This is a genomic window from Burkholderia pyrrocinia, from assembly GCF_003330765.1.
Lineage (GTDB): Bacteria > Pseudomonadota > Gammaproteobacteria > Burkholderiales > Burkholderiaceae > Burkholderia > Burkholderia pyrrocinia_B.
This window is the reverse complement of record NZ_CP024904.1, coordinates 1-23470: the sequence shown is the minus strand read 5'-3', so window position 1 is coordinate 23470 and position 23470 is coordinate 1. Positions and strand designations below refer to the sequence as shown.

Annotated in this window: 27 protein-coding genes; 13 read left to right on the top strand and 14 right to left on the bottom strand. The window is 62.2% G+C overall.

What is annotated here, in order from left to right; genetic code table 11:
* Positions 1-19 precede the first annotated feature (19 nt).
* Positions 20-2128, bottom strand: coding sequence for an efflux transporter outer membrane subunit (locus CUJ89_RS33260; protein WP_114181725.1), 2109 nt, complete (start codon positions 2126-2128; stop codon positions 20-22).
* Positions 2129-2644: 516 nt separating this feature from the next.
* On the opposite strand from CUJ89_RS33260, the gene CUJ89_RS33255 reads away from it, so the two are divergent.
* The 3 genes from CUJ89_RS33255 to CUJ89_RS33245 all read left to right on the top strand — a co-directional run bounded on the left by CUJ89_RS33255 (position 2645) and on the right by CUJ89_RS33245 (position 4234).
* Positions 2645-3145 carry an Ohr family peroxiredoxin gene (locus CUJ89_RS33255; protein ID WP_114181724.1) on the top strand — a complete coding sequence of 167 codons (501 nt, stop codon included), beginning with the start codon at positions 2645-2647 and terminating at the stop codon, positions 3143-3145.
* Positions 3146-3345: 200 nt separating this feature from the next.
* Positions 3346-3825: a carboxymuconolactone decarboxylase family protein gene (locus CUJ89_RS33250; RefSeq protein ID WP_114181723.1), complete on the top strand. Its 480-nt coding sequence runs from the start codon at positions 3346-3348 to the stop codon at positions 3823-3825.
* A gap of 4 nt (positions 3826-3829) precedes the next feature.
* The gene (locus CUJ89_RS33245) at positions 3830-4234 is read left to right on the top strand and encodes a cupin domain-containing protein (RefSeq protein WP_114181722.1); all 405 of its coding nucleotides are present in this window, start codon (positions 3830-3832) and stop codon (positions 4232-4234) included.
* A 44-nt stretch (positions 4235-4278) separates the two neighbouring features.
* Here the strand turns inward: CUJ89_RS33245 and CUJ89_RS33240 are convergent, their stop codons facing one another.
* Positions 4279-4773: a RidA family protein gene (locus CUJ89_RS33240; protein ID WP_114181721.1), complete on the bottom strand. Its 495-nt coding sequence runs from the start codon at positions 4771-4773 to the stop codon at positions 4279-4281.
* 282 nt (positions 4774-5055) lie between these two features.
* Here CUJ89_RS33240 and CUJ89_RS33235 point away from each other — a divergent pair, with 282 nt between their 5' ends.
* Positions 5056-5355 carry an H-NS family nucleoid-associated regulatory protein gene (locus CUJ89_RS33235; RefSeq protein WP_114181720.1) on the top strand — a complete coding sequence of 100 codons (300 nt, stop codon included), beginning with the start codon at positions 5056-5058 and terminating at the stop codon, positions 5353-5355.
* Between the two features lie 148 nt (positions 5356-5503).
* On the opposite strand, the gene CUJ89_RS33230 is transcribed toward CUJ89_RS33235, so the two are convergent.
* The 3 genes from CUJ89_RS33230 to CUJ89_RS33220 form a co-directional block, all read right to left on the bottom strand.
* A complete protein-coding gene (locus CUJ89_RS33230; RefSeq protein ID WP_114181719.1) occupies positions 5504-5836 on the bottom strand; it encodes a cupin domain-containing protein in 333 nt (110 codons plus the stop codon).
* A 227-nt stretch (positions 5837-6063) separates the two neighbouring features.
* Complete coding sequence (locus CUJ89_RS33225) at positions 6064-6297, bottom strand: pentapeptide repeat-containing protein (protein WP_321970393.1); 234 nt, start codon at positions 6295-6297, stop codon at positions 6064-6066.
* Between the two features lie 82 nt (positions 6298-6379).
* Entirely contained in the window at positions 6380-7303 is a 924-nt protein-coding gene (locus tag CUJ89_RS33220; protein WP_114181717.1) for a LysR family transcriptional regulator, read from the bottom strand.
* A gap of 67 nt (positions 7304-7370) precedes the next feature.
* Here CUJ89_RS33220 and CUJ89_RS33215 point away from each other — a divergent pair, with 67 nt between their 5' ends.
* Positions 7371-7988: a LysE family translocator gene (locus CUJ89_RS33215; RefSeq protein ID WP_114181716.1), complete on the top strand. Its 618-nt coding sequence runs from the start codon at positions 7371-7373 to the stop codon at positions 7986-7988.
* A gap of 77 nt (positions 7989-8065) precedes the next feature.
* On the opposite strand, the gene CUJ89_RS33210 is transcribed toward CUJ89_RS33215, so the two are convergent.
* Positions 8066-8698, bottom strand: coding sequence for an FMN-dependent NADH-azoreductase (locus tag CUJ89_RS33210; protein ID WP_114181715.1), 633 nt, complete (start codon positions 8696-8698; stop codon positions 8066-8068).
* A 132-nt stretch (positions 8699-8830) separates the two neighbouring features.
* Here CUJ89_RS33210 and CUJ89_RS33205 point away from each other — a divergent pair, with 132 nt between their 5' ends.
* The gene (locus CUJ89_RS33205) at positions 8831-9709 is read left to right on the top strand and encodes a LysR substrate-binding domain-containing protein (protein WP_114181714.1); all 879 of its coding nucleotides are present in this window, start codon (positions 8831-8833) and stop codon (positions 9707-9709) included.
* 77 nt (positions 9710-9786) lie between these two features.
* Here the strand turns inward: CUJ89_RS33205 and CUJ89_RS33200 are convergent, their stop codons facing one another.
* A complete protein-coding gene (locus tag CUJ89_RS33200; protein ID WP_114181713.1) occupies positions 9787-11031 on the bottom strand; it encodes a saccharopine dehydrogenase family protein in 1245 nt (414 codons plus the stop codon).
* A 43-nt stretch (positions 11032-11074) separates the two neighbouring features.
* Positions 11075-11851, bottom strand: coding sequence for a glutathione S-transferase family protein (locus CUJ89_RS33195; protein ID WP_114181712.1), 777 nt, complete (start codon positions 11849-11851; stop codon positions 11075-11077).
* Positions 11852-12099: 248 nt separating this feature from the next.
* On the opposite strand from CUJ89_RS33195, the gene CUJ89_RS33190 reads away from it, so the two are divergent.
* Both CUJ89_RS33190 and CUJ89_RS33185 read left to right on the top strand, forming a co-directional pair.
* Positions 12100-13080: a helix-turn-helix transcriptional regulator gene (locus tag CUJ89_RS33190; protein WP_114181711.1), complete on the top strand. Its 981-nt coding sequence runs from the start codon at positions 12100-12102 to the stop codon at positions 13078-13080.
* Between the two features lie 368 nt (positions 13081-13448).
* Positions 13449-13970, top strand: coding sequence for a DUF3916 domain-containing protein (locus CUJ89_RS33185; RefSeq protein WP_114181710.1), 522 nt, complete (start codon positions 13449-13451; stop codon positions 13968-13970).
* Positions 13971-14223: 253 nt separating this feature from the next.
* Here the strand turns inward: CUJ89_RS33185 and CUJ89_RS33180 are convergent, their stop codons facing one another.
* On the bottom strand, positions 14224-14829 hold the full coding sequence (locus tag CUJ89_RS33180) for a TetR/AcrR family transcriptional regulator (protein WP_114181709.1): 606 nt from the start codon (positions 14827-14829) through the stop codon (positions 14224-14226).
* On the opposite strand from CUJ89_RS33180, the gene CUJ89_RS33175 reads away from it, so the two are divergent.
* Complete coding sequence (locus CUJ89_RS33175) at positions 14771-15883, top strand: NAD-dependent epimerase/dehydratase family protein (RefSeq protein WP_236655123.1); 1113 nt, start codon at positions 14771-14773, stop codon at positions 15881-15883. The genes CUJ89_RS33180 and CUJ89_RS33175 overlap by 59 nt on opposite strands.
* A 2-nt stretch (positions 15884-15885) precedes the next feature.
* Positions 15886-16251: a DoxX family protein gene (locus tag CUJ89_RS33170; RefSeq protein WP_236655122.1), complete on the top strand. Its 366-nt coding sequence runs from the start codon at positions 15886-15888 to the stop codon at positions 16249-16251.
* Positions 16252-16446: 195 nt separating this feature from the next.
* Here CUJ89_RS33170 and CUJ89_RS33165 read toward each other — a convergent pair whose 3' ends face one another.
* Complete coding sequence (locus CUJ89_RS33165; protein WP_114181706.1) at positions 16447-17091, bottom strand: HD domain-containing protein; 645 nt, start codon at positions 17089-17091, stop codon at positions 16447-16449.
* 168 nt (positions 17092-17259) lie between these two features.
* Between CUJ89_RS33165 and CUJ89_RS33160 the strand changes: the two genes are divergently transcribed.
* A complete protein-coding gene (locus CUJ89_RS33160) occupies positions 17260-17667 on the top strand; it encodes a DUF3224 domain-containing protein (RefSeq protein WP_114181705.1) in 408 nt (135 codons plus the stop codon).
* Positions 17668-17810: 143 nt separating this feature from the next.
* On the opposite strand, the gene CUJ89_RS33155 is transcribed toward CUJ89_RS33160, so the two are convergent.
* The 3 genes from CUJ89_RS33155 to CUJ89_RS33145 form a co-directional block, all read right to left on the bottom strand.
* Complete coding sequence (locus CUJ89_RS33155; protein ID WP_114181704.1) at positions 17811-19376, bottom strand: methyl-accepting chemotaxis protein; 1566 nt, start codon at positions 19374-19376, stop codon at positions 17811-17813.
* Between the two features lie 236 nt (positions 19377-19612).
* Complete coding sequence (locus CUJ89_RS33150) at positions 19613-19978, bottom strand: VOC family protein (RefSeq protein ID WP_236655148.1); 366 nt, start codon at positions 19976-19978, stop codon at positions 19613-19615.
* A gap of 77 nt (positions 19979-20055) precedes the next feature.
* The gene (locus CUJ89_RS33145) at positions 20056-20493 is read right to left on the bottom strand and encodes a winged helix-turn-helix transcriptional regulator (RefSeq protein ID WP_114181702.1); all 438 of its coding nucleotides are present in this window, start codon (positions 20491-20493) and stop codon (positions 20056-20058) included.
* A gap of 117 nt (positions 20494-20610) precedes the next feature.
* Here CUJ89_RS33145 and CUJ89_RS33140 point away from each other — a divergent pair, with 117 nt between their 5' ends.
* Both CUJ89_RS33140 and CUJ89_RS33135 read left to right on the top strand, forming a co-directional pair.
* Positions 20611-21453, top strand: a complete 843-nt coding sequence (locus tag CUJ89_RS33140; protein WP_236655121.1) for an oxidoreductase — start codon at positions 20611-20613, stop codon at positions 21451-21453.
* Between the two features lie 32 nt (positions 21454-21485).
* Positions 21486-22487 (top strand): NADP-dependent oxidoreductase, encoded by a 1002-nt coding sequence (locus tag CUJ89_RS33135; protein ID WP_114181700.1) that lies wholly within the window; start codon positions 21486-21488, stop codon positions 22485-22487.
* Positions 22488-22564: 77 nt separating this feature from the next.
* Here the strand turns inward: CUJ89_RS33135 and CUJ89_RS33130 are convergent, their stop codons facing one another.
* Positions 22565-23470 carry a LysR family transcriptional regulator gene (locus CUJ89_RS33130; protein WP_114181699.1) on the bottom strand — a complete coding sequence of 302 codons (906 nt, stop codon included), beginning with the start codon at positions 23468-23470 and terminating at the stop codon, positions 22565-22567.

The following is a 23470-nucleotide window of genomic DNA, read 5'->3' as shown; positions in this document are numbered from 1 at the left end:
AAATTCGATGGATAGCCGCTCAACGCGCGGCGACGGCAGGCCCGCTGGACGCGGGCATCTCGGCACGTGCCGCGGCCCCGGAGTCGGCGATCGACGTGTCGACGAAACCGCCGCCCAGCGCGGACGCCAGCGCAATCTGCCGATCGCGGCGGTTCATGCGCAGATTCGCGACGCTCTGATTGGCGGAGAGCGCATTGACGTCGGCGTTCAATACCGTCAATTGATTCGTAAGGCCGGCCTTGTACTGCGCGAGCGCGAGTTCGGCGGCTTTCAGCGCGGCTTGCTGCGCAGTCTGCGCATCCACAAGCTGCGCATCCGTCGAACGCACGTCGGCGATGTGCGTCGCGACTTCGCTCAACGCGGTCACAATCGCCTGGTTATAGGTCGCGACGGCGTAATCGAAGTCGGCGTAGCGTCCCTTCAGTTGCGCGCGGAGTGCACCCGCGTCGAAGATGGGCAGGTGGATTGCCGGGCCGACCGATGCCGTGCGACTCGCCGCCGTCAGGAAGCGACCGAAGCCGAACGCATCGAGCCCGATGGCGGCGCTCAGGTTAATGTCGGGATAGAACTCGGCCTTCGCTTCCTTCACATCGTGCGCGAATGCCTCGACGCTCCAGCGGGCGGCGACGATGTCGGGGCGCCGGCTCACGAGATCGGCGGGCAAATTGTCGGGCAGGCGAACGTCGTCGCCCATGCCGAGTGCCGGGCGCACGATCTGCAAGCCGCGATCGGGGCCGGCGCCAAGCAGCGCGGCGATCTGATAGCGCGTCGCGAGAATCTGGCCGTCGAGCGATGTCATCGCAGCGCGGCTCGACGCGAGATTCGAACGTGCGGTCTCACGCTCGACCTGCGTATCGAGCCCTGTCGCGATACGGGCTGCGGTGATGCGATCGATCTGCGCGCGCCGGGCGATCTCCTGTTCCGCGATGTCATGCAACACGTACAGGCGCGCGAGCTGGTTATAGATGCGAGCAATCGACGTCGTGAGCGTCAGCCTGACCGTTTCCTCGTCGGCGCGACTCGCCTGAAGCCGGGAGACCGACGCCTTCAACGCTTCGCGCTTCTTGCCCCAGAGGTCGAGTTCATACGAAGCGCTCAGGATCCCCCGGTTCTCCGTCTGCCATGACCCGCCATACGGCGGCGGAACCAGCGCCGTTCCTGAAAATTGCTGGCGTGTGAGCGCGTAGCTGGCGTCGACGCGCGGCATCGTTCCCGCACGCGCTGATTCACTATAGGCCTGCGCGTGCGCCACGCGCGCACGCGCCTGATCGAGTGTCGGACTGCTTCTCAGCGCCTCGTCAACCAGTGCTTTCAGTTGGCCGTCGCCGAACTGATCGGCCCAATCGGCGGTGGGCCAATGACCTCGCTCGAACGGAAGACTCTGTTGCGTCGCGTACTGCCGAGGATCAGCCATCGCTGCATCGCCATGAATGCCGGCATAGTTCACGCACGCCGACAACCCGGTCGCGACGATCACCGGTACACCCACCTTGAACACGCGTGACGCGTGTCGTCCGGCGATTGAAAATATGTTCATTGCTCGTCTCGTCACGTAGTAGGCAAAGAAAACCGTTTGCAGAAAATTCGCCGTTCCGGTTCGGTCCGGCATCGGCAGAAGCGCAGCGCGACTCGAGCGCTTTTCATCGCGACGAGGCAACATCATGCGTGGGCGAGAAGCAAGCATCTCGTTGGCAAACGCGAACAATGTCCTGATGCCCGTCCACGGATTCCTCAAACCACGGCGTACCTGCTCACTGCGCCCGACACCCTGTACGCACCATGTACAGAAGTGTTCGCAGTTGTTCGTCAGCAGCCTGTATCGGTCTTCACCCAGGCGCGACCGGGCCCGCTCGACGACGGCCGTTCCGGTATAAACGGCATCCGGTTCCGGTTGAACGCGGATGCCTTTGTTCGCCGCGAAGCGACGCAACGAGATGCATTCCACCGGGCACCGCCTGGTGCAACAATGAAAGCCGCCATAGTGAATAACCCGCCCGTTTCCCGCGTAGATTCCGTGATGCGCATACCCTTCGCGCTCACTGACGAGATGAGCGCCTGCTTCGATGTCGGGTTCCGTTCGGATCGGCGCCAGCGAAGTCATCAGCCAATCGATATTCAACGTTTCCATCGCAAGCCTCCGATTTCGTATGCGCGTCGCATTCCGTGTCGCTGATGGTCCTATTGCCCGCGCAAGTCAGTCACGATTCAGCGCGCGTGCATCGGGCGCTATCGAAACCGATGGCTCGTCGGCGCCCTGATAAGCCGCATTGCCGTGCCGTAATACTAGGAGCCGGCCTCATGCGCAGGTAGACCTGCATCGGAACACTTTCCCGTTCCTCATTTGCACCAATCCGCCCCGTCACTGCATTCGTCGCGAGATTGAAGCCATCGATCGCCTCCGCGGCCTCACCGGATTGGTGCGGAGTGGGCAACACCATGCATCCCGATGCGATCTGGTGCGACGACTCGTCTTTGCCTAGCATGCAAGAACGTTTGGTCCATCGTTCGGATGGAGGTCATGGGGATCGACTTGCAGGCGAGACCTGCGCCAGCGCGCTGATTCGCTTCGAAAAACAACGCACCGTCTCGATACGCAAGGTTCGAGAACTGCTCGCGTTGGCCGATACAAGCAACCGGGAGGCATATGGAGAACGAGAGGTTGAAACCTCCGCCGCTGACACTGCTCGACAAATACCGCGGGCGCGAATTCGCCGCGCTCTACACGACCACGGTCACGGTTTCTGGAGGCAAATCCCGGCACGGCCGTGCATCGGGCGTCGCGCAATCCGACGACGGCTGTCTCATCCTCGATCTGCGGTTGCCCACCGAACTTGGCGGCCCGGGCGGCGGCACCAACCCCGAGCAGCTTTTTGCCGCCGGCTACGCCGCGTGCTTTCACGGCGCGCTGAGCCTGCTGGCGCAACGCAAGCAGATCGACATCGGAGAGACAACCGTGTCCGTCGAAGTATCGTTCGGTCGCGATCCGGTAGATGGCGGATATGCGCTGATCGCCAACGTCACCATCCGCATGCCGGGTGTGGACCGGCATGTCGCGGAAGTGCTTGTCCGCGACACGGAACGCCTGTGCCCCTATACGAAGATGGCGCGACAGGGAATCTTCAGTGTCATCGCCGTGTCGGCCTGACTGCACGCCAACGATGTGTGGGCGACTGCTGAATCCGACGGGCGATTGGTGCCGAAGCGACAACAGAGTGCGCACGTTCCCGGCACTACTGGCCCCCGACGCACACGATTACGATGGTTGCCAGACAGGTCCTGCGGTGAATCGTTATACGCAGAGTCGGTAGTACCGCTTCCACAGCCAACAGATCAGGAGAACAGATCATGACGCAACGTATCAACTACTTTCAGCAATCGCCGGAACTGACCAAGAAGCTCGTCGAGCTGGACGGGTTGTTTCAGAAAACGACGATCGAGGCGCCGGTCCGCGAGCTCGTCGAGATTCGGGCATCACAGCTCAATGGCTGCGCATTCTGCGTCGACATGCACATCAAGATGGCAAAAATCCACGGCGAGCGCGAACTGCGCGTTCATCACGTCGCGATCTGGCGCGAGTCGCCGCTGTTTTCACCGCGCGAGCGTGCCGCGCTGGAATGGACCGACGCACTGACTCACCTGCCAGCCAACGGCGTGCCGGACGACCTCTACGAGCGCGTGCGTGCGCACTATTCCGAGCAGGAGCTGTCGGATCTCACCTTCCTGGTGGGCGCGATCAATAGCTGGAACCGGCTGAATGTCGCATTCCGCATCGCGCCCGGCTCGTTCGACAAGATGTTCGGGCTCGACAAGGCCAACCTGGAGTGACGACATGAAGCGCATCATGCGTGTTCTCGCACCGTTGGTATCGGCGCTGCTGATGGTCGCTCAACCGGCGGCCGCCGCACCGCAAGCCAAGGTTACGCAGCTGACCACGGAGCCGTTGCCGGAATATCCGGGCAAGGAAGTCCAGATGATCGTGGTGGACTATCCGCCCGGCAGCGTCGATCCCGTTCATCGCCACGATGCGCATGCATTTGTCTATGTGCTCGACGGCAGCATCGTGATGGGCCTGAACGGTGGCAAGGAGGTCACGCTCCACGCGGGCGACACGTTCCACGAAGGCCCGCAGGACGTGCACACGGTCGGACGAAATGCCAGCAGCACGAAGCCGGCAAAGTTCGTCGTGTTCCTGATCAAGAACAAGGGTGCGCCGGTCCTTACGCCCGTGCAGTAGCGCGGTTGCTCGTCGTGGCCCGGCCATGCCGGGCTGCGGATAGATCAGTGCCCTGCATGGTCACGCTCGCGCTGCAGCGAAAAAATAAAATCCGCTTCCACCGACGCGCCCTTGGGTAATTGCAGCACGCCGACGGACGAGCGCGTATGGACGCCCGCGTCGCCGAGCACCGCATACAAGACATCGGACGCGCCGTCGGCAACTTCGCTTTGCATCGTGAAGCCTGGCGCACTCCTCACGTACACGGTCATGCGCGGAACAGCCGATATCGCATCGAGCGTGCCGCAATGCTTTCCGATCAGCGACAGCGCACGCAGCGCCGATATGCCGGCCGCACGGCGACCGTCATCCAGCGTAACGGTTTCACCCACCACGCCGACGAAGCGCACCACTTCTCCCACTCGCGGAATCTGGCCGGCAATGTAGGCCGTGCCCCCGTCGACCAGAATGGGCCTGTACTTTCCGCCGATCCTGATTTCCTCGTCCGGATCGAATCCGAATTCGGCCGCGACCTGTCTCAGCTTATCGTCTCTGTTCATGAGTGGATTCCCCGATACTTCAGAAAAAAGATAAAGAATAATTGAGTCGCCAGAGCTTGTCCCGAAGGATAGGCGCTGCCTCGAACGACCAAAGAGACGCGGCCAGACCGTTTAACGCTCCCGGGCAATCATGTGCGTATTCATCAAAGCGACGCACTTTTCAGGTGTTCGAAGCAGTCCTGCGCCGCCAAATCGATGGCGGAACGCGTAGTCGGCGAGAATTTTCTCATCATTTCCGATTGAAACCGCTATCATGTGTGTACACAACCTGAAGAGCGATATATGGCGACTTACAAGGAACTGAAAGCCCAAATGGAAGCTTTGGCAGAGAAAGCCGAAGCAGCGCGCACCGCGGAATTCCAGGCGATCGTCGACGACATCCGCGCCAAGGTCGCGGAATTCGGCATTACCGAGAAGGATATTTTCGGTGTGCGTCGAGGTCGGTCGGCCAAGCAAGCGGCGGCCCCCGTGCAGGCGAAGTATCGCGATCCCAAGACCGGGGCAACCTGGTCGGGCCGCGGTCGCGCGCCCGCATGGATCAAGGATGCGAAGAATCGCAATCGATTCCTGATTCAGGAATAAGAGATTCTCGACGCGCACCGGCGCGCGGTTCAGCGCGCTGTCCGGCGATATTGGCATCGATACCCGCGGTATTCAAAGACCGCTCCGGGTTGACGGCGATTTGTCGCATCCGGCGCGTGGCGGCACGCGCCCCCGGCCAATACATGTTTCAGCGTTCGTAATAAATCGCAAGCCAGACAGTTTGCTCGTCTTCATGCGTCCACGCGACGCGATGGCGGCAATGCGGCTCGATCAGCACGTAATCGCCCGGGCGCATGTCGTGCCGCGTCGAGCCTTCTTCGAACTCGAGCACGGCCGCCCCCGACAGCAGTACGACCCATTCGGCGCGCGAATCGTCATACCAGAACCCGTCGGGGCTCGCGTGCCCCATCGACACGATCCGCTCGACGTTCAAGCGCTGTCCCGTTACGAGCAGGTCGATCCGCTCGTCGCCGCCGCGTTGCCCTTCGACGCTGAACAAGTTACCGGTTTGAAGCTGCATGGCTCGACCTCGTCGTTGGCCTTCGTGTGAAGGAAGCGGGTTCAAAGGTGCCGGGGAAATGCCCACTGTAGTCTAGCTGCTGTCATTGAAGCGGCCTCGTTTCGAAGGTCCGAAGCGGGAAGGACGCGACCCATTCAAGCCCCTCGACAAGCGCGTCGATGATTCCACGCGTTTCGGTAATGAAATGTCAGGCGCGCAAGCGGGCTTGACTGCGCGCCTGACGAGTTTCACATCACGCGAACGCCGCAATTGCCGATCAGCATGACCGCTTGATCGACGGCGAGTATCGCTCCCTTGAGATGGAGCAGGACATCGGATAGCCGCAGGCCGCTCAGGTCGACAGAGCGCAGGTCGGCGCCGTCGAATCGGGTGTTCAGCAGACGAGCGTTGCCGAGGCTGCCGCCATCGAAGACAGCATCGAGAAAATCGTAATCGGACAGGTCTGCGTCGGAGAAATTCAATGCTTCGAGGGTCTGCTTCCGGAACGACAGCCCTCTGAGACTGGCGCCAACGAGCAGGGAATCGTGGAAGCGGAACCCCCAATCAAACCACTGCCTGCAACCACGCCAGCAGATCCGACTGCGCGGTTCCGGCTGCAACTGGCGCCGGCGTCAGCAAGCAGTAGTGCGAACCGTCTTCCACGAATCCCATCGGCGCGACCAGCACGCCGCTTTCAAGATCGTCGCGAACGAGGTGCCACGGGCCGATGGCGACACCGAGCCCCGCAACGGCCGCCTGCAGACTGAAGTAGAAATGGTCGAACATCTGCTGCCGCCCGCTCCCGGTCGGCTGATTCGCCGCCACTGCCCATTCCTTCCACGCGTCCGGCCTGGTCCGCGCATGCAATTGCGGAACGTCTGGCTTCAACGAGCAACCGCCGCGACGAGCGGAAAACCACGCATCGACTTTGTCGGGACGGCAAACCGGGCCCACCCTTTCGGTGAACAGGCGCTCGGCGTGATAGCCGTCAGGCCAGGCAAAGTCGTCACGGCGGATGGCCATGTCGATGCCGCTGTCGAACGAGAACGGACCGCCCGCGGCAGCCAGGTGGATGTCGACGCCCGCGTGTCGGGCCTGGAAGTCCGGCCAGCGCGGGATCAGCCAACGCATCAGCAGCGTCGGTTCGCAAGACAGGACCCAACGCCGCGCACGGGCGGCCTCGGTGCGCAATTCGTGCGCGGCGTGACGCATCAGGCCCAGGCCGTCATGGACTGCCTGGGCCAGCTTGCGGCCCGCATCGGTCAGGAACACACGACGACTGCGCCGCTGGAACAGCGCCACGCCGAAGTCGTCTTCGAGCAGGCGCACCGCACGGCTGACCGCGCCGTGGGTCACGCACAGTTCGTCGGCGGCACGGCTGAAATTCTCGTGACGCGCCGCCGCCTCGAAACAACGCAAGGCCATCAGCGACGGCAGGTTTGCGCGGATCGATTGTGAGTCGATCTCACCATTCTGGTCAGAAATCATCGCTTTTCCCGATGGAATACGGTCCTTAATATTGTGCCATGACGACCTCAATCGAAAGGACAATGCGATGACCGAACTGATAGTTGTAGTCACAATCACGTTGCTGGCCGTCATCAGCCCGGGCCCCGACTTTGCGATGGTCACGCGCAACAGCCTGATGCTGTCGCGCCGCTCAGGCTTGCTCACCGCACTGGGTATCGGACTGGGCGTGACGGTCCACGTGAGCTACACGCTGCTGGGCGTGGGCCTGCTGATCCGCCAATCTCTGTGGCTCTTCAATGCCGTCAAGCTGGTCGGCGCGATCTACCTGATTTACCTGGGCGCGAAGATGCTCATGGCAAAGGCTCACGACGGGCAACCCGACGCGCATGTGGCGCCGCTGTCCGATCTGGCGGCGCTGCGCACCGGCTTTTTGACCAATGCGCTGAATCCCAAAACCACCGTTTTTATCGTCAGCCTGTTCATGCAGGCAGTCCGGCCCGACACACCGTTGATCGTGCAGATCGGCTACGGCGCCTTCATCGCGCTCGCACATGCCAGCTGGTTCAGCCTGGTGGCCGTCTGTTTCTCCGCCACTGCAGTCCGTGATCGCTTGCTGTCCGTGCGGCATTGGATCGACCGCACCTTCGGAGGCTTGCTCGTGGGATTCGGGGTCGTGCTCGCCATCGCGCGTGGCGAGCGCTGACTCGACTATCCGGGCCGCGCTTCGAAGCAACCGTCGGGCGCGATCCGCTGGCGTGCCGGAAGCGAAGCGCGGTAGCGTCAGAACACGCGCGCGATCGTGCGGGCTTCGTCGATCGCACGACTACGATCGACCTGGCCGTCGGGACCGAACAAGGTGCGCTCGACAACGATACCGGTGACGTCTTTCACGCCCACGAACTTCAGCCAGGTTTCCATGTACGGGCGCTGCAGGTCGAACTCGCCGGCCGGCGTAAACGAACCCGGCGACTGGTAGCTGAGCCCGCGCGCGTAGACGACCGCCGCCTTTTTGCCGGCCAGCTTGCCGGCAAAACCCGAACCGTCGAACGTGAACAGCACGTCCTTCTGCGAGATCGTGTCGATCAAGTGCTTGAGCTTGTACGGAATGCTGAAGTTCCACAGCGGCACGCCGAACAGGAACTTGTCCGCTGCGTGGAATGGCGCCGCGAACTGTTCGATCCGCTGCCATGCCACCGCCTGCGCCGGCGTCAACGCCGTTCCGCTCAGCTCGGCATATTTTGCGGCCAACGCGGCTTCGTCGAATTCAGGCATCGCCAGATCCCAGATGTCGAGCTTCTGTATTTCATGATCGGGATGGGCGTGCCGATACGCATCGAGAAATGCATTGCACACTTCGATAGACGCCGAATATTCCTTGTTGGGTGAGCCTTCGATATAGAGCACGCGCGTCATGGAGTTGGTCCTTGCCAAGAGTGACGGCGCCACGCGGGATGCGCGGTCGCCCACTGCGATTCGCAGCCTATCGGGTCGGCTTATAATTTTGAAACGATATTAATTGATTGAATTAACCCGGATTGGTGATCAATGGACACTCCCCTCGATACGGCGCTGCTTCATACGTTTGTTGCGGTCGCCGACGTACGGAGCTTTACCGGCGCCGGTCGCAGGCTGAATCTCAGCCAATCTGCGGTCAGCGCCCAGATCGTTCGCCTCGAAGAACAGGTCGGCCGGACGCTGCTCGTACGCAATACGCGCAGCGTCACGCTCACCGAGCATGGCCAGACGCTGCTCGGATACGCACGAGCGATGCTCAATCTGAGCGAGGAAGCGAGGGCCAGGCTGGGAACCGCCGACGCAGTCGACATCAAGCTGCGTATCGGCGCGTCGGAGGATTTTGCGGGAGGCTGGCTTCCCGACGTGATGCGCCGCTATAGTGCTGCGCGGCGCGGCTTGCGGCTGGATCTGACGGTCGATATCGGCGACAGTTTGTTTCGACGGCACGCAAACGGCGAATTCGATCTCGTGATCGGCAGCCGGTGCTCACCCTCGGACCAGGGCGCGACGTTGTGGCACGAGCCGCTCGTCTGGGCATTTGCGCGCCACGAGCCGCTTCCCGAAGGCGATGTCCCGCTGGCGTGCTTCCCCGATCCGTGTCCGTATCGAGGGGCCGCCATCAAGGCGCTCTCGTTGGCCGGCATGCCTTATCGGATCGCATGCGAAAGCCCGAGCGTCACCGGCATCCGGACGTTCGCGCGGGCCGGCATCGCGATCGCCCCGGTGCCGCGGAGCGCGATCGACGACACGCTCCGCGAATTGGGTGGGTCCGAAGGTTTGCCGGAACTGCCGGAAATGGAATTCGTGATGATGCATGACGCCCGGATGCCGGCTGCCGTTGAATTCGCCGCGACGATTTTCGACGAAACCGCCGTTCGCACGGGGGCAGGCAAACGCAACAGGCCGTGACAATCAGCTGTCTCCTCACGTTGCTTCGCAATCCGATATTGATTGGCTTCCTGTCGAATAGCGGGCGGGACTCGCGCTCAAATCACCTCGAAACGCAACCCTGCATGACGAACCAGACGCTCGACGAAACGCTCGTCGAACATCGTCGCGGGCGTCCAGAAGCCGCCGCCGCAGCCGGTCTTGACGCCATCGCTGGCGCAATCCAGCGCGAGACTGATCGCGGCCTGGCCCAGCATCTTGCCGGTGGAGCCGTAGCCCGGATCGCGATCTCCGGTCACTTTCACACGCAGCGTCCGCCCGTCGTCGGCGCGGCCGTAGAAACGCAAATCGTAGCGTCCGGCCAGTTGGGCCTCGGCGCTCGGCCCCTCACCGGGCTTCGGCAGCAGGAAGCGCTCCATCAGGCTGCGCACCGGCTTGACAACGACACCCACCATGAACGCACCGAGGCCCGCCACCATCGTCAGCGCGGTCAGGCGGCCTTTGAAGCCCGTGCCCGTCATGACGGCTTCGTCATAGGTGAACTGGCTGCCGTAGGCGTTGCCCGCAAGCGCATTGGAGCGGTGCACGACGCGCTCGTTGATCGCCGCCATCACGAAAGGTGCAATCCACGCGTCGCAATCGCGATCGAATTCGGCCGATCGGACCGCGTGCTGCCGCGCCGTGAAGCCATGACCTTGCGGGCACAGCGAATAAGGATCGAGCAGTTCCCTACGCAATGCGGGATCGGCCGCGGCTTCCCGCACGACGTTGATCACGCTCGCCACCGTCCCGCCCGATGCGCCGCCCTTCAGCGTTTTGACGCGCATCTTCACCTGCCCGGCCGGCATGCCCCACTGCCGCCGTGCCTGTTGCTGCAGGAAGAAAACACCCATGTCCGACGGAACCGAATCGAAGCCGCAGCAATGAACGATGCGCGCACCCGATTGCCGGGCCGCCGGCTCGTATTTTTCGATCATCCGCTTGATCCACTGCGTCTCGCCGGTGAGGTCGCAGTAGTCGGTGCCGGTTTGCGCGCAGATCCTGACCAGCGGCTCCCCGTAAAGCGCGTAGGGTCCGACGGTGGACACGACCACCCGCGTTTGCGCGCAGAGCGCTTGCAGCTGCGCTTCGTCGGCCGCGTCGGCGACGATGATCGGCACGGACTGCCCCGCCACGCCCAGCGCATCCCTGACCTGCCTGAGCTTCGCTTCGGACCGGCCGGCGATGGCCCAGCGCAGCGTCTCGCCGGCCCCCGACAGGTAGTCGGACAGGTAGCGGGTCAGAATCTGCCCGACAAAACTGGTGGCGCCAAATACGACGAGATCGTGGGTCGGCTGGGTCATGGACGATTCCTTCGGAGCGGGCGTATCGCGGACATCCGTACCGTTAGCGTTGCTTTCCGGGTTCATCGAAGGCCTTTAAAGACGTCGGCAGATTAAAGACCAGCTGCGCGTCTTTTACCACGTCGAGACGCATGATGGTGGATGCGCCGAGCCCGTCGAGCAACTGGCTCCACAGAAAATCAGGGACGGCGTTTCGAATCGACGCAAGATACGCCGCCATTGCACCGGCCACTTTTCGCACGGCGGGACGCGCCGTCATCCGTTCACGCCACGCGAGCAGGTTGGGCGTCTCTGCCGTCATCGGCGCACCCTTGCGCGCGCCGAACAACTGCGCCATGTAGAACGCGATGTCGGCATAAGAATACGTTCCGGCCAGAAATTCCCGATTCGCCAGCACGCGTTCCATGCGCCGATAGTATTGCGACGCCTCGGCGCGCGCCGCCTGCGCTGCCGGATCGTCCGGCGTATCTTCAAGCCCCATCAGCCGGACAACGTGCGGAAAATAGATTTCGTCGCTGCAGTGTTCGAGCTGACGCGCGATCGCGCGCGCCGCCGGATGTGCCGGCCATAACGCGGGATCGGGCTTCACATCCTCGAGATACTCGAATATCTGCGTGGAATCGAAAATCTCCAGCGTGCCGTCCGTCAGCACCGGCACCTGGCGCTTCGGGTTGATGCGCAAGACATCCGGATGTTTGGGTTCATAGCCGCGAAGCTGGCTGAACGGCGTCATCACCAGCTCGAAGTCGATGCCTTTCTCGTGCGCCGCAATCTCGACCTTGGCACCGAACATGCTCAAGGGTCCGGAAATGATCTTCATGATTCGCTCTCCATTGATGTCATGCGCCCCACCTCGAACACGTTCACGCGTGAACCGCCGAGCGCGCAGCGGGCACCAGCCGATGCGTGTCGGTAGCCCGAATCGACCCGTGCGCCAGTTAAGCGGCAACCTCATGCGTCCATCGATTCGAACGACCGAATTCGTCGAAACAACGGATCAGGCATGCGGCAAAGCATAAGTCCGATAACATGACATCCCATGTCATGTATTAGAGGTACGTGTCGCCCATGAAAGCCAGCCGCCTGTTGTCGATCATGATGATGCTGCAAGCGCGCGGCCGGATGACCGCACCGGCGCTGGCCGAAGCACTGGAGGTGTCCGAGCGCACGATCCTGCGCGATATCGACCAGCTCTCCACGGCCGGCGTGCCCATCTGGGGCGATCGCGGCCGCAACGGCGGATTTCAGCTGCGTGACGGCTGGAGCACCAATCTCACGGGGCTCACCGAGCACGAAGCGCACGCGCTGATCCTGGCGGGTTTGCCCGGGCCGGCGCGAGAGCTGGGCCTCGACGGCATGGCGACCTCCGCGCGGCTGAAGATGATGGCCAGCCTGCCCCCGGGCTCGCGCGAGCAGGCCGATCGCGTCGCCAGCCGGCTGCACATCGATACCGTGGATTGGTACCGGGCGCAGGAAACGCCCGAGTTTCTGCGTGAAGTCGCCGATGCGGTGTGGGATTCGTACCGTATCGAAGTGAAGTATCAGAGCTGGCGTGGCTTGTCCCGCCGCGAACTCGAGCCGCTCGGTCTGGTGCTCAAGGGCGGCGCCTGGTACCTGATAGCTAGGGTGGCGGGCAAGCCCGGCGCACTGACGTTCCGGCTGGCGAATATCTGCGAACTCAACGCGACGCGCCGCCGTTTCAGGCGCCCAGCGCGATTCGATCTGGCGACGCACTGGCGTGACGCGATGAGCCGGTACGAAACCGATCTCTATCGGCTGACCGCCCATATCGCCGTATCACCGCGCGGCGAAACCTGGTTGGCCAACGCGCGGATCAAAACCGCGCCGGTCTCGCAGGATGCAGGCAGCGCGGAGGTGCCGCCGGGATGGAAAGCGTTCCTGATGCCCATCGAATCGATCGAGCACGGCGCGCGGAAGCTGCTGGGGTACGGCGCGCACCTGAAAATCCTCGGGCCGCAAGCGCTCAAGGATCAATTCATCGAAGAGTTGGCGCAGTTGAAAGCGCTCTATCAATCAGGCGACGATTGAAGCGTCGCCTTTTGCATCGATGCGGTCGCCGAGCGATGCACGGCGCCGACGGCTGCCGATGCTTGTGCCGGCGCACCAGCGGCACCACTGCCCGCATTTGAAATGCGCGGCGTCGATCAGTCGCACATCGTTGCATGCCGGGTGGTCGCAATCTTACGGCAGGCGTCACGATTGGCCGACGACAGCGGAGCGCGTATGCCGGTTAGCGGCCACAACCGGTCGTTCGACATCGACGCCTGAATCGCTGACAATCCGTGGGAAGCCGAAACTCGATCCGACTGTCGACAATCGCGAACCATGACATCCACTCTTTCTGATTTTCACGGACGCAACCTCAGGAGTGAAGATGTCAGCGCTTGGGACTCGCTATGCCTGAAAAGAAACTCCGTGGTATCCCTCGTCGGCTTCGAGCCGTCCGACAATGGCCGGAAAAACTTTCGAACTGCATTCCGGCCGACGTCTGGAACTCGAATGAGCTTTACTGGAATTGGAAAATCCCCGTGCTATCCAGCCTTGTTCGGGGGCGATATGCCACCGTTGCCACCCGTCGCACGTGTGCACAAGGCCTTATAGATGCATCAGCGTTCCTTCTCGCTCGTAAACCAACCGCGAGTAGGTCGGCCCGAGTGACGTGCGCAATTTCCCTTCCCGACATGTTTGCAAGCGAGGTATGCGTCTACCTCGACGAAGACTACTTCAGCGCCCACGTTGATGACGGCGCGAGTATTTTCGGCGAAAGGAATCTCATACGGGGCCGTAAATTATCCAGTGAATGGATGTTACACGTGCCGCCCGGCATGTCTGAGTTGGGTATTGCCATCAAAGACCTTGACGACGATGGTCGCCCGTTCATGTATGAATGTTGGTACTTTGGTGAAGTGACCCGATGAGCGCAGGTGTTCCGCGAGCCGGCGCTAGCAGGACGCTTGCTTGCAGCCTGGCGAATGACCGTCAAGGCCAATACTGAATGCCCGATTCGGGTTGCGGATTCAACCGCATCAGACAAATGTCGGCCACAAAACGAAACCCTCAATTTTAGAAACGCGCCTGGGACGTGCGGAATCGGAAACGCAGTATCTTGCTTCCCGTGCTACACGCTGTTGCGCACCGCATGCAGTGGTTCGACGTCTTATGTGACGCTCCTTAGCGAAGCGCAGCCGCCACCGCCTCGTCAATCTGCAGCGCAAAGCGCGCTTCAACATCGGGCACCGTAAAACCGATTGACAGTTCCAGATACGCGTCGCCCAGCACCAACTGGACGAATGTCGCTGCCCGGAATGCAGCAGTCGATTCGTCAAATCGCTTCCGCAGAATTCTTGCGGCGACGGCACGCACGACCTTTGCGCCATTCTCGTAAAACACCTGGCCGAGTTCCGGAAGACGCTCAGCTTCAGCAACGATTGCCCGGTAAAGCCGCAGATTATCCGGCGCGATCAGGCTTCGTGCCAGCCCCCATCCCAACTCGCGCAACTCGACTTCGGGTGAGCCGTCGGACTGCTCGCCCTGCGTGCTGGCAAGAAGCGCACCCACCTCAGCGCACATCGAGCGCACCAGACCGACGAAGAGCGCCTCCTTCGACCCGAAGTGACGATAGACCGTCTGTTTGCCGACGCCGGCGGCCGAGGCGACATCGTCCATCGTCGCCAGACCGAAGCTCTGGCGTAAAAAAACGGTTTTCGCGCCGTCGAGGATGGCAGACCGCTTGCGGCGTTGCAGCGGGCTCAAGCTGGAAAGGGAAGAAGCGTTCATTCGAAATAAATACCAGATCGCCGAGCAGTTGACAAGACTGACCAGTCTCGTCTATGGTTCCGATAACGAGACTCACTGGTCTCGTTTTGGTGGCTATTCAACCTCGCAGGCAATCCGTTGGGAGAACGCTTTGGAACTGTTTATTACAGGTGGTACTGGCTACATCGGGCAGGCGGTCGCGCGCAAAGCAATCAGTCTCGGTCATCAGGTGACGGCGCTGGTGCGCCAGGACCAATCGGCGGCCGCCAACGCGTTGGCACGTCTCGGTGTGAAACTGCATACCGGCGACCTGCGTGAGCCACAGTCTTTCGCTGCGACTGCCGGTGCCGCTGATGGCGTGGTGCACACCGCGTCAACCAACGATGCTTCTGCCGCCGCGGCTGATGAGGCCACGGCTGTCGCGATGCTTTCGCATATGCATCCGGGCGCGGCGTTTGTCTATACGTCGGGCACCTGGGTCTACGGCAACACGAAAGGGGAGCCTGCGACTGAGGCATCGGCGCTGAACCCGACACCACTCATCGCCTGGCGGCCCGCAGTGGAGCAACACGTGCAGGCGCTGGCAGCGAGCCGCTCGATTGCCGCCGTGATTCTGAGGCCGGCGATGGTGCATGGCTACGGCGGTGGCATCTTCGGCATGCTTGCCGGCATGGTCCGTCAGTCCGGCGCTGTGAAGATCGTCGGCGAGGGTCGCAATCACTGGCCTGCCGTTCACGTCGATGATCTCGCCACGGCTTACCTGAGCGCGGTGGAGCAGGCGGCAAGCGGGGACGGTCGAGTCACGGGACAGATCTTCAACGTCGTCGCGGAAGATGCCGTTGCCGTTGTCGAAATGGGTGAAGCGATTCGGGCCTCGGTCGGCGCCGATCGCGTCGAACTTTGGTCGCTCGACGATGCTCGCCAATCGCTTGGTCCGTTCGCTGACGCACTGGCGCTCGACCAGACAGTCAGCGGCCAGCATGCCCGGCGAGTTCTTGCGTGGGAGCCCCATGGCTCCGGCCTGATTGCGGACCTCTCCGCACAAGAACACTTTCGGCAAACCAACGGAGCATGACGATGGCGTGGAACAGTGCGTCTCTCGAATCGATCCTCGCGATGAGCGTAGCGGTTCTGTTCGCGATTGCCGGGGTGGTCAATCTCGCACGGCCCGGCGCGGTGAAGCGCGACTTCGCACGCTGGGGTTATCCGGCATGGTTTCAGTTGCTCTGTGGCACGCTGGAATTGCTCAGTGCGGCACTTCTTCCTGGACAACAAACCAGAGTTTTGGGCCTCACGCTGGCCGGCGCGATCATGATCGGCGCGCTCTTCACGTTGATACGAAACCGGGAGCCGTTCCGGCATCTCGCCCCGGCGCTGATCTTCTCGGCTCTCATTGTGGTGACTGTGGTGGTCCGCGGTTGTGGACTCCTTATCATCACGTGAGAGAGTCCGTGACACTAACAGGCGGTACAGGCATTCTGATTTCCGGTTTTCTTACTGCGACGATCGCCGCATTCGGATCGACCTGTATCCATCGACCGGCTTCGACGTTCTACTCTTCTGTCGTGCCACAACCGTAATACGCATCGAGCCGGGTTCGTGAACCAGTAACGGTACTTGAGTCCCCCGTCAGCAGAATCAGATTTCGTCGGCAAACTCGTCGAGAAAACGACGCAAGCGATCGTGGCGGATTTTCGCCAAACGGGCACCGGTGACGGTCTGGAAACCGGACGCCAGCTTCAGCAGTTTCGTTTGAAAATGATCGATGGCGAATCGCGTGTCGTCGAGTTCCCGTTCCGATGCGTGCGGATCGACCGGGTCATACAACGCGCTGCCCATCCGGCCGGCGACATAAAAGCAGCGTGCAACACCCAGCATGCCGATCGCATCGAGCCGGTCGGCGTCCTGCAGCGCCTTGGCTTCGAGTGTCATCGGTGCGACACCGGCCGAAAAACTATGCGCCTCGACCGCATGCGCCACGGTGTCGATCTTCGCATCCGGCCAATCCAGCGACGTCAACAATCGCCGAGCCCGCTCCGCCGACAGCCGCGATGCCTGCGCGCGAAGCGGAGAATTTTTCTCGACCGCTACGCAGTCGTGCAGCAGCGTCGCCGCAAACAGCACTTCGGCATCTCCGCCCTCCTCGGCATGGATCGCCGCCGCGTTCTTCCACACGCGCTGCAAATGCGACGTGTCATGGGAGCCGTCGCCATTGGCGTCGTTCCAGTGAGCCAGCAAGGTGTTGGCCAAATCCTGAAAGGGTGCGAACGCAGGGGTAGTCACAGGTGAGCATGGTTAAAGACCGGAAGCCGATTATCGCCCCAGGCGCCGCGCGGCACACGATCTGCGGTCGAATCCGGCATTGACGCAGATGCGTAAAGCAAACCGTTACCTACGGCGAAACCCGGTTGGCTTATAGTGCGGAGTGCCCATTCGACGAGGAGAGCTGCGATGAAACTGCTGGCCAACGGTCCGTTCGAAGTGAAGCTGAATCCGGAGTCCCTCAGCAGCGTCGCGGAAAATACCGGGCTCGGCCGCATGTCGCTGGACAAGCAATTTCACGGCGACCTGGAAGCCGTCAGCCACGGAGAGATGCTCGCGTTTCGCAGCAGTGTCCAGGGCTCCGCGGGCTACGTGGCGATGGAAACCGTGCAAGGTACGCTGGGTGGCCGCCAGGGCAGCTTTGTCCTGCAGCACAGCGCCACCATGACCCGTGGGCAGCCGAAGCAGTCGATCACCGTCGTGCCCGATTCCGGGACGGGGGAATTGCTGGGGCTCTCCGGCTCGATGATCGTCAGCATCGACAACGGCCAGCATTCGTACAGCTTCGACTACGCGTTGCCTGAATCGCCGCAGTGAGTCGACTCGCATCGATTCCGCTACTTCATTGTGTCGCTGACCAGCGGCCGGTGACGCGTTCCAGTCTGTCGCGCGCCATTCATCGGCACGTCACCGGCGCATTCGCCATCGACGATCCGGCTGCGGTCGCGCACATGCGTACGTCACGCGACTGCCGCTTCACCCAGACGGAACTGCGCGACCGCCGCGCTCAGCCGTGAACCCTGTTCGTCGAGCGACAGCGCCGCGGCCGCCGCCTCCTCGACCAGCGCGGCATTGCGTTGCATCGTCTGCTCCATCTGGATGACCGCGTCGTTCACCTGCTCGATGCCCGCCGACTGCTCTTCGAATGCGTTGCTGGTTTCGCTCATGATCGCATTGACGCGCTCGACCGCGGCGACGAGTTCGGCCATCGCCGAGCCGGCCCGTGCGACGAGGCCGCTGCCGTCTTCGACGCGCCGCGCGGAATGGCCGATCAGGTCCCGGATTTCCTTCGCCGCCGACGCGCAGCGCTGCGCGAGCCCGCGAACTTCTGTTGCGACGACCGCGAAACCGCGCCCCTGCTCGCCCGCGCGCGCAGCCTCGACGGCAGCGTTCAATGCGAGGATGTTCGTCTGGAACGCGATGCTCTCGATCACGCCGACGATGCCGGAGATTCGCGTGGAGCTGTTAGAAATCGCCGACATCGTCTCGACGACACGCTGCATCGCCTCGCCGCCGCGCGACGCGATGCCGGCCGCGCCCTCGACGTAGGTGCGTGCATCGCGCGCGTTGTCCGCATTCTGGCGCACGGCCGCCGTCAGTTGCTCGACGCTCGCCGCCGCCTGCTGCAGCGACACGACCTGCTGCTCGGTGCGCGCGGACAGGTCGACGTTGCCGCTAGCGATCGTGCGGACGTCACCGACGATCGTCTCCGTGCTCGTGCGCACCTGGTGCACGGTGTCGACGAGGCCGTCCTGCATCCGCTTCAGCGCATTCAGCAGATAGGCCATCTCGTTTTCGCCGGGAATGACGACCGTTCCGGTCAGGTCGCCTTTCGCGATTTTTTCGAACTGGTCGACCGCGAGATTGATCGGCTCGATGATCGCCTTCGCGAGCATGCGCTGCGCAAAGAAGCCGACGACGATCGCAAGCACGGCGACTGCCGCCATCCCCCACACGATCCGGTGGAAATGGACGCCGGCCGCATCGTAGCGGGCCTTTTCGCGTGCGACCTGGAACGATTCGAGTGCGTCGATCGCATCCTGGTAGGCGGCGAACAGCGCGGGCGGCGCAGTGCGCTGCGTGTCGAGGAAGTTGAACGCGTCATCGCCGTCGAGCTGCGATAGCGCCTTCAGGAACACGCGGTCAAGCAGCGCCCGGCGGCGATTCTGCAGCGTGTCGAATAGCGCCTGCTCGTCGGCGTTGCGCGAATGCAGGCGTGTGTAGGCGTCCAGTTCATCATTGCTCTGCTTGAGGAGTGTGTGCAGTTGCGCGACTTCCTCCTTGCCCGACTGGCCGGCGCTGATGATCTGCGCGACGTCGCTCATGCGTTCGCGCAGGACGAGCATCCGTTCGGAGCTGGTCTTCAGGTGCAGCAGCGACGCGGTGTCGTCGCGATACATCGCCTCGAGCGACCCGTTGCCCGCGTAGAGGGCCGCGATGCCTGCGCCGACCACCAGCACGAGCAGCACGGTATAGCCGGCGATGGTCGCGACGAGTCCGCCACGGATAGTGAGGTGTTTTCGCATGACGTTCCCTTGCGCCGGCCAGGCGCGGCCAGCGGCGGATGTGGATTCCGGATCACGAAGGACAAGCGCCACGTCGCAACACGTGGCGCGTGGGCTTCGAACGGGTTAACGGCGTGACGGACGGGAAGGTTTTATCTGCACGCGACGCGAATCTTGACGATTGCGACAGACGAGGTTGCCGGAAGCTGCGTGCAGCCAGTGCGTTCGCTGTCGCGCGAAGCCGTGCTTGCTGGCGGCTATCGGCCGTTGGCCAGCCTTGAACGGATCTCGTCAGCCGAGAGGTCGCGCTGGTGTGTGGCAACCTGCCAGATGTTTCCCCACGGATCTCTCACCATCGCTCGCCTGTCGCCGTATGGCATGTCGGCCGGAACCTCGAGCGAGATCGCATGCGCCGCAATCGCCCGCTGATAGGTCGAATCGGCATCCTCGACATAGACGTACAGAAAGGCCGGCATCGGATCGCGCAGGCCGTCTCCGCCGCTGATCATCACGACGGAATCGCCGATCCGGATTTCGGCAGGCAGCCCGGCACGGAATTCGCCCTGTGCGTGAAACACCATCCGGACGAATTCGATCAGGTTTTCCGGATCCGGCACGACCATTCTGGGCGTGATGGTATGCCATCCATCGGGCTGAAATCTGGCCATGTTGCGCAACCTCCGAAGCGCGTTTCGCGGGTTCAGTCCGGCGTAACCGCGCGTATCGGACGGGTTCCGATTCTCGCGCCGGTCACCTCATCGACGGCGATTGCCCTGATTTCCGTGCCAGTCTCCGCATCGTAGAAACGCGTCAGCTTGCCGCCGCCAAGGTGCTGGCGGCCCCACGTACCGATCATGAAGAGCACCGGCAGGAAGTCGAGCCCGGCCTGCGTCAGCCGATATTCATCGCGCGGCGGGCGCTCCGAGTAGCGGTGTTTCTCCAGCAGTCCGGCCTCGGTCAACGACACGAGCCGCCGCGTCAGGATCGTCGGCGCAATCCCCAGACTTTTACGGAACTGATCGAAGCGGGTGAGGCCGGCATGCGCATCCCGAAGGATCAGCATGCTCCACGCGTCACCGACCGTCGACAGGCTGCGCGCGATCGGACAGGGGTTATCGCTGAGATTTTTGTCGTCCATACTATTTCGATAGTGACTTGGTTTCGAAACGGTAGTATAGTCCATTTCAAATCGATAGTGACTCGTGGCGACAAACCGGTCGCCCATCTGGGGGTTTGAATCATGAGCAAAAACGGTATGGGTGTCGCCCTCGTGACCGGCGCGTCTTCAGGCATCGGTGCGGCGACCGCCGAGCGGCTCGCGCGAGCGGGCTATACGGTATTCGGCACCAGCAGGCGAGCGGCGCCGGCCGCGCGACGATCGTTCGAGATGCTGATCCTCGACGTCACCAACGACGCGTCCGTTCAGGCTGCGGTCGCTGAAGTGATGCGGCGCGCGGGCCGTATCGATCTGCTCGTGAACAACGCCGGGTTCGGCGTCGCGCCGGCCGGCGCGGAAGAAAGCTCGATCGAACAGGTCCAGTCGATCTTCGATACGAACTTTCTCGGCGTCGTCCGGATGACACGCGCCGTCTTGCCGCATATGCGTCGTCAGGGCAGCGGTCGCATCGTCAACATCGGCTCGGTCCTCGGTTTTCTGCCGATGCCGTACGGCGCGCTCTATTCGGCGACCAAGCATGCGATCGAAGGCTATTCCGAATCGCTCGACCACGAGGTGCGCACACTGGGCATCCGGGTTTCGGTCATCGAGCCGGCCTATACGAAGACGCCGTTCGACGCGAATTTCATGGAGCCCGACACGAAGCTCGACGTATACCAGGAAGCGCGTGACGTCGTGACCCAACGCGTGAACGCCGTGATGACTACCGCCACGGAGCCGGCTGTCGTGGCCGAGGTGGTGCTGAAGGCCGCCATCGCCGTACATCCGAAGCGCCGCTATACCGCCGGGGCGCTGGCGGCCCGCCTGCAATGGCTGCGCAGATTCGCGCCCGCGAGCATGCTGGATGCGGCGCTGCGCAAAGACCTGCGGCTCGATACGATTCCCGCGACCCGGTCCGGCGCGCCGGCCCTCGAACAATAAGTGGGCAGCTGAGACCAGAGGAAACGCACATCATGAGAGCATTTAATTTCGACCGTTACGGGGACAAGGATCGCGTGCGCATGAGCGATGTGCCCGAGCCGCCATTGCGGGACGACGACGTGCTGGTTCAGATCCATGCCGCCGGTGTGAACCCGCTGGATGGCAAGATCCGGGACGGCGAGTTCAAGCCGATTTTGCGTTATCGCCTGCCGCTCATTCTCGGCAACGAGATGGCCGGGATCGTGACCCGCGTCGGGTCGCGCGTGCAGCAGTTCAAACCCGGCGACGAGGTCTACGCTCGGCCTGCCAAAGATCGGATCGGCACGTTTGCCGAGTTCATTGCTGTGAGCGAAGCGGACGTCGCGATCAAGCCGAAGACGCTTTCAATGGAGGAAGCCGCGTCAATCCCGCTGGTCGGTCTAACCGCCTGGCAGGCGCTGATCGACAAAGCGCAGCTGAAGCCGGGGCAAAAGGTGCTGATCCATGCGGGTTCCGGCGGTGTCGGGACGTTCGCGATCCAGCTGGCGAAACACGTCGGCGCGTTCGTCGCGACGACGACCAGCACGGCGAACGTCGAGTGGGTGAAGGAACTCGGCGCGGACATCGTCATCGATTATCGCAAGGACGATTTCGAAAAAATCCTTCGCGACTACGACGTGGTGATCAACAGTCTGGACGGAAAAACGCTCGAGAAATCCTTGAGCGTGCTCAAAAGAGGCGGGCGGCTCATCTCGATCTCAGGACCGCCCGACCGCGCGTTTGCGAAGGAGATCGGCTTGCCCTGGTTCATGGGGGGCGTGATGGACCTCTTGAGCTACCGGATCAGAAAGAAAGCAAAACGTCATGATGTAAGTTATTCCTTCCTGTTCATGCGCGCATGCGGAGCCCAACTGCAGGAAATCGCTTCGCTCGTCGATACAGGCGCCATACGTCCGGTTGTAGAGCGCATCTTTCCATTTGAATCGACCAAGGAGGCGATGGCTTATGTCGAAACTGGACGCACCAAAGGGAAAGTGGTCGTCACGTTACGTTGACTAAAACGGTTACGAGCACCGACGCTCCAACCGCAGCTATACCCCACGCGGCCCCTTTGAGCCGCGACACCTGCCGGTTAATCAAAATACGGTTCCAATACCCCTTCGATCCAATTCATGAAGGCCCGGACGCGTTGCGACAGGTTACGCCGATGGGCCACGACGAGCGACGCGGCGAGGGGCTCAGGACGCAGGTCGGGCAGAATCTCCACTAACGCACCGCGTTCGATGTGATGCGCGAGCGCCGAATATCCCGCCTGAATCAATCCAATGCCTGCAAGTCCGGCTGCATGATAGGTCTGCACATTGTTGACTTGCATCGCGCCCGGTAGCGCAAGCGACCCATAGCCATCGCCGTCCGGATATTCCCATCCGGCAGGCTTGGAGCCGAAGGTTCGCGTGTAATGCACCATCTGGTGCCCTTGGTTGCGCAGGTCGTCGAGCGTGTGCGGTATGCCGACCCTTGCCAGATAGCCCGGGCTCGCGGCATTGATCATGCGCAGCCTGCCAAGCGGTCGGGCAATCAGCGTCTCGTCGACGATCGGACCGAGACGGATCACGCAATCGAACCCTTCCTGGACAAGATCGACCCGCCGGTCGGTGCTGGAAAGTTCCAGTTCCAACTCCGGATGCGCCGCCATCAGTTGCGGTAGTGCGGGAACCACGACGCTTCGTGCCAGTTCCGTCGGCATATCGACGCGCAATCGTCCTCGTAGCGGCGCGCCGTTACCCGCAAACATCGATTGCAATTCTTGTACTTCGGCCAGCAGGTCGCGTGCGCGCGAATAAAAGGCGCGTCCATCTTCAGTCAGCTGCACGCTCCTCGTGGTCCGATGCAGGAGCGTGGCGCCCACCTCTCGCTCGAGTCCACGGATCACCATAGAGACACGTCCCTTCTGGATGCCCAGGCTTTCCGCCGCGCGCGTGAAGCTCGTCATTTCAGCGACACGCGCAAAGATCAAGAGCGCATCAAGGTTTTGCAT

Excerpts from the sequence above, each read along its gene's own strand:
- CUJ89_RS33260 (WP_114181725.1), bottom strand. The coding sequence starts at position 2,128 with ATGGAAACGTTGAATATCGATTGGCTGATGACTTCGCTGGCGCCGATC.
- CUJ89_RS33255 (WP_114181724.1), top strand. The coding sequence starts at position 2,645 with ATGGAGAACGAGAGGTTGAAACCTCCGCCGCTGACACTGCTCGACAAA.
- CUJ89_RS33250 (WP_114181723.1), top strand. The coding sequence starts at position 3,346 with ATGACGCAACGTATCAACTACTTTCAGCAATCGCCGGAACTGACCAAG.
- CUJ89_RS33245 (WP_114181722.1), top strand. The coding sequence starts at position 3,830 with ATGAAGCGCATCATGCGTGTTCTCGCACCGTTGGTATCGGCGCTGCTG.
- CUJ89_RS33240 (WP_114181721.1), bottom strand. The coding sequence starts at position 4,773 with ATGAACAGAGACGATAAGCTGAGACAGGTCGCGGCCGAATTCGGATTC.
- CUJ89_RS33235 (WP_114181720.1), top strand. The coding sequence starts at position 5,056 with ATGGCGACTTACAAGGAACTGAAAGCCCAAATGGAAGCTTTGGCAGAG.
- CUJ89_RS33230 (WP_114181719.1), bottom strand. The coding sequence starts at position 5,836 with ATGCAGCTTCAAACCGGTAACTTGTTCAGCGTCGAAGGGCAACGCGGC.
- CUJ89_RS33220 (WP_114181717.1), bottom strand. The coding sequence starts at position 7,303 with ATGATTTCTGACCAGAATGGTGAGATCGACTCACAATCGATCCGCGCA.
- CUJ89_RS33215 (WP_114181716.1), top strand. The coding sequence starts at position 7,371 with ATGACCGAACTGATAGTTGTAGTCACAATCACGTTGCTGGCCGTCATC.
- CUJ89_RS33210 (WP_114181715.1), bottom strand. The coding sequence starts at position 8,698 with ATGACGCGCGTGCTCTATATCGAAGGCTCACCCAACAAGGAATATTCG.
- CUJ89_RS33205 (WP_114181714.1), top strand. The coding sequence starts at position 8,831 with ATGGACACTCCCCTCGATACGGCGCTGCTTCATACGTTTGTTGCGGTC.
- CUJ89_RS33200 (WP_114181713.1), bottom strand. The coding sequence starts at position 11,031 with ATGACCCAGCCGACCCACGATCTCGTCGTATTTGGCGCCACCAGTTTT.
- CUJ89_RS33195 (WP_114181712.1), bottom strand. The coding sequence starts at position 11,851 with ATGAAGATCATTTCCGGACCCTTGAGCATGTTCGGTGCCAAGGTCGAG.
- CUJ89_RS33190 (WP_114181711.1), top strand. The coding sequence starts at position 12,100 with ATGAAAGCCAGCCGCCTGTTGTCGATCATGATGATGCTGCAAGCGCGC.
- CUJ89_RS33185 (WP_114181710.1), top strand. The coding sequence starts at position 13,449 with ATGCCTGAAAAGAAACTCCGTGGTATCCCTCGTCGGCTTCGAGCCGTC.
- CUJ89_RS33175 (WP_236655123.1), top strand. The coding sequence starts at position 14,771 with ATGGCAGACCGCTTGCGGCGTTGCAGCGGGCTCAAGCTGGAAAGGGAA.
- CUJ89_RS33180 (WP_114181709.1), bottom strand. The coding sequence starts at position 14,829 with ATGAACGCTTCTTCCCTTTCCAGCTTGAGCCCGCTGCAACGCCGCAAG.
- CUJ89_RS33170 (WP_236655122.1), top strand. The coding sequence starts at position 15,886 with ATGGCGTGGAACAGTGCGTCTCTCGAATCGATCCTCGCGATGAGCGTA.
- CUJ89_RS33160 (WP_114181705.1), top strand. The coding sequence starts at position 17,260 with ATGAAACTGCTGGCCAACGGTCCGTTCGAAGTGAAGCTGAATCCGGAG.
- CUJ89_RS33155 (WP_114181704.1), bottom strand. The coding sequence starts at position 19,376 with ATGCGAAAACACCTCACTATCCGTGGCGGACTCGTCGCGACCATCGCC.
- CUJ89_RS33150 (WP_236655148.1), bottom strand. The coding sequence starts at position 19,978 with ATGGTCGTGCCGGATCCGGAAAACCTGATCGAATTCGTCCGGATGGTG.
- CUJ89_RS33145 (WP_114181702.1), bottom strand. The coding sequence starts at position 20,493 with ATGGACGACAAAAATCTCAGCGATAACCCCTGTCCGATCGCGCGCAGC.
- CUJ89_RS33140 (WP_236655121.1), top strand. The coding sequence starts at position 20,611 with ATGGGTGTCGCCCTCGTGACCGGCGCGTCTTCAGGCATCGGTGCGGCG.
- CUJ89_RS33135 (WP_114181700.1), top strand. The coding sequence starts at position 21,486 with ATGAGAGCATTTAATTTCGACCGTTACGGGGACAAGGATCGCGTGCGC.
- CUJ89_RS33130 (WP_114181699.1), bottom strand. The coding sequence starts at position 23,470 with ATGCAAAACCTTGATGCGCTCTTGATCTTTGCGCGTGTCGCTGAAATG.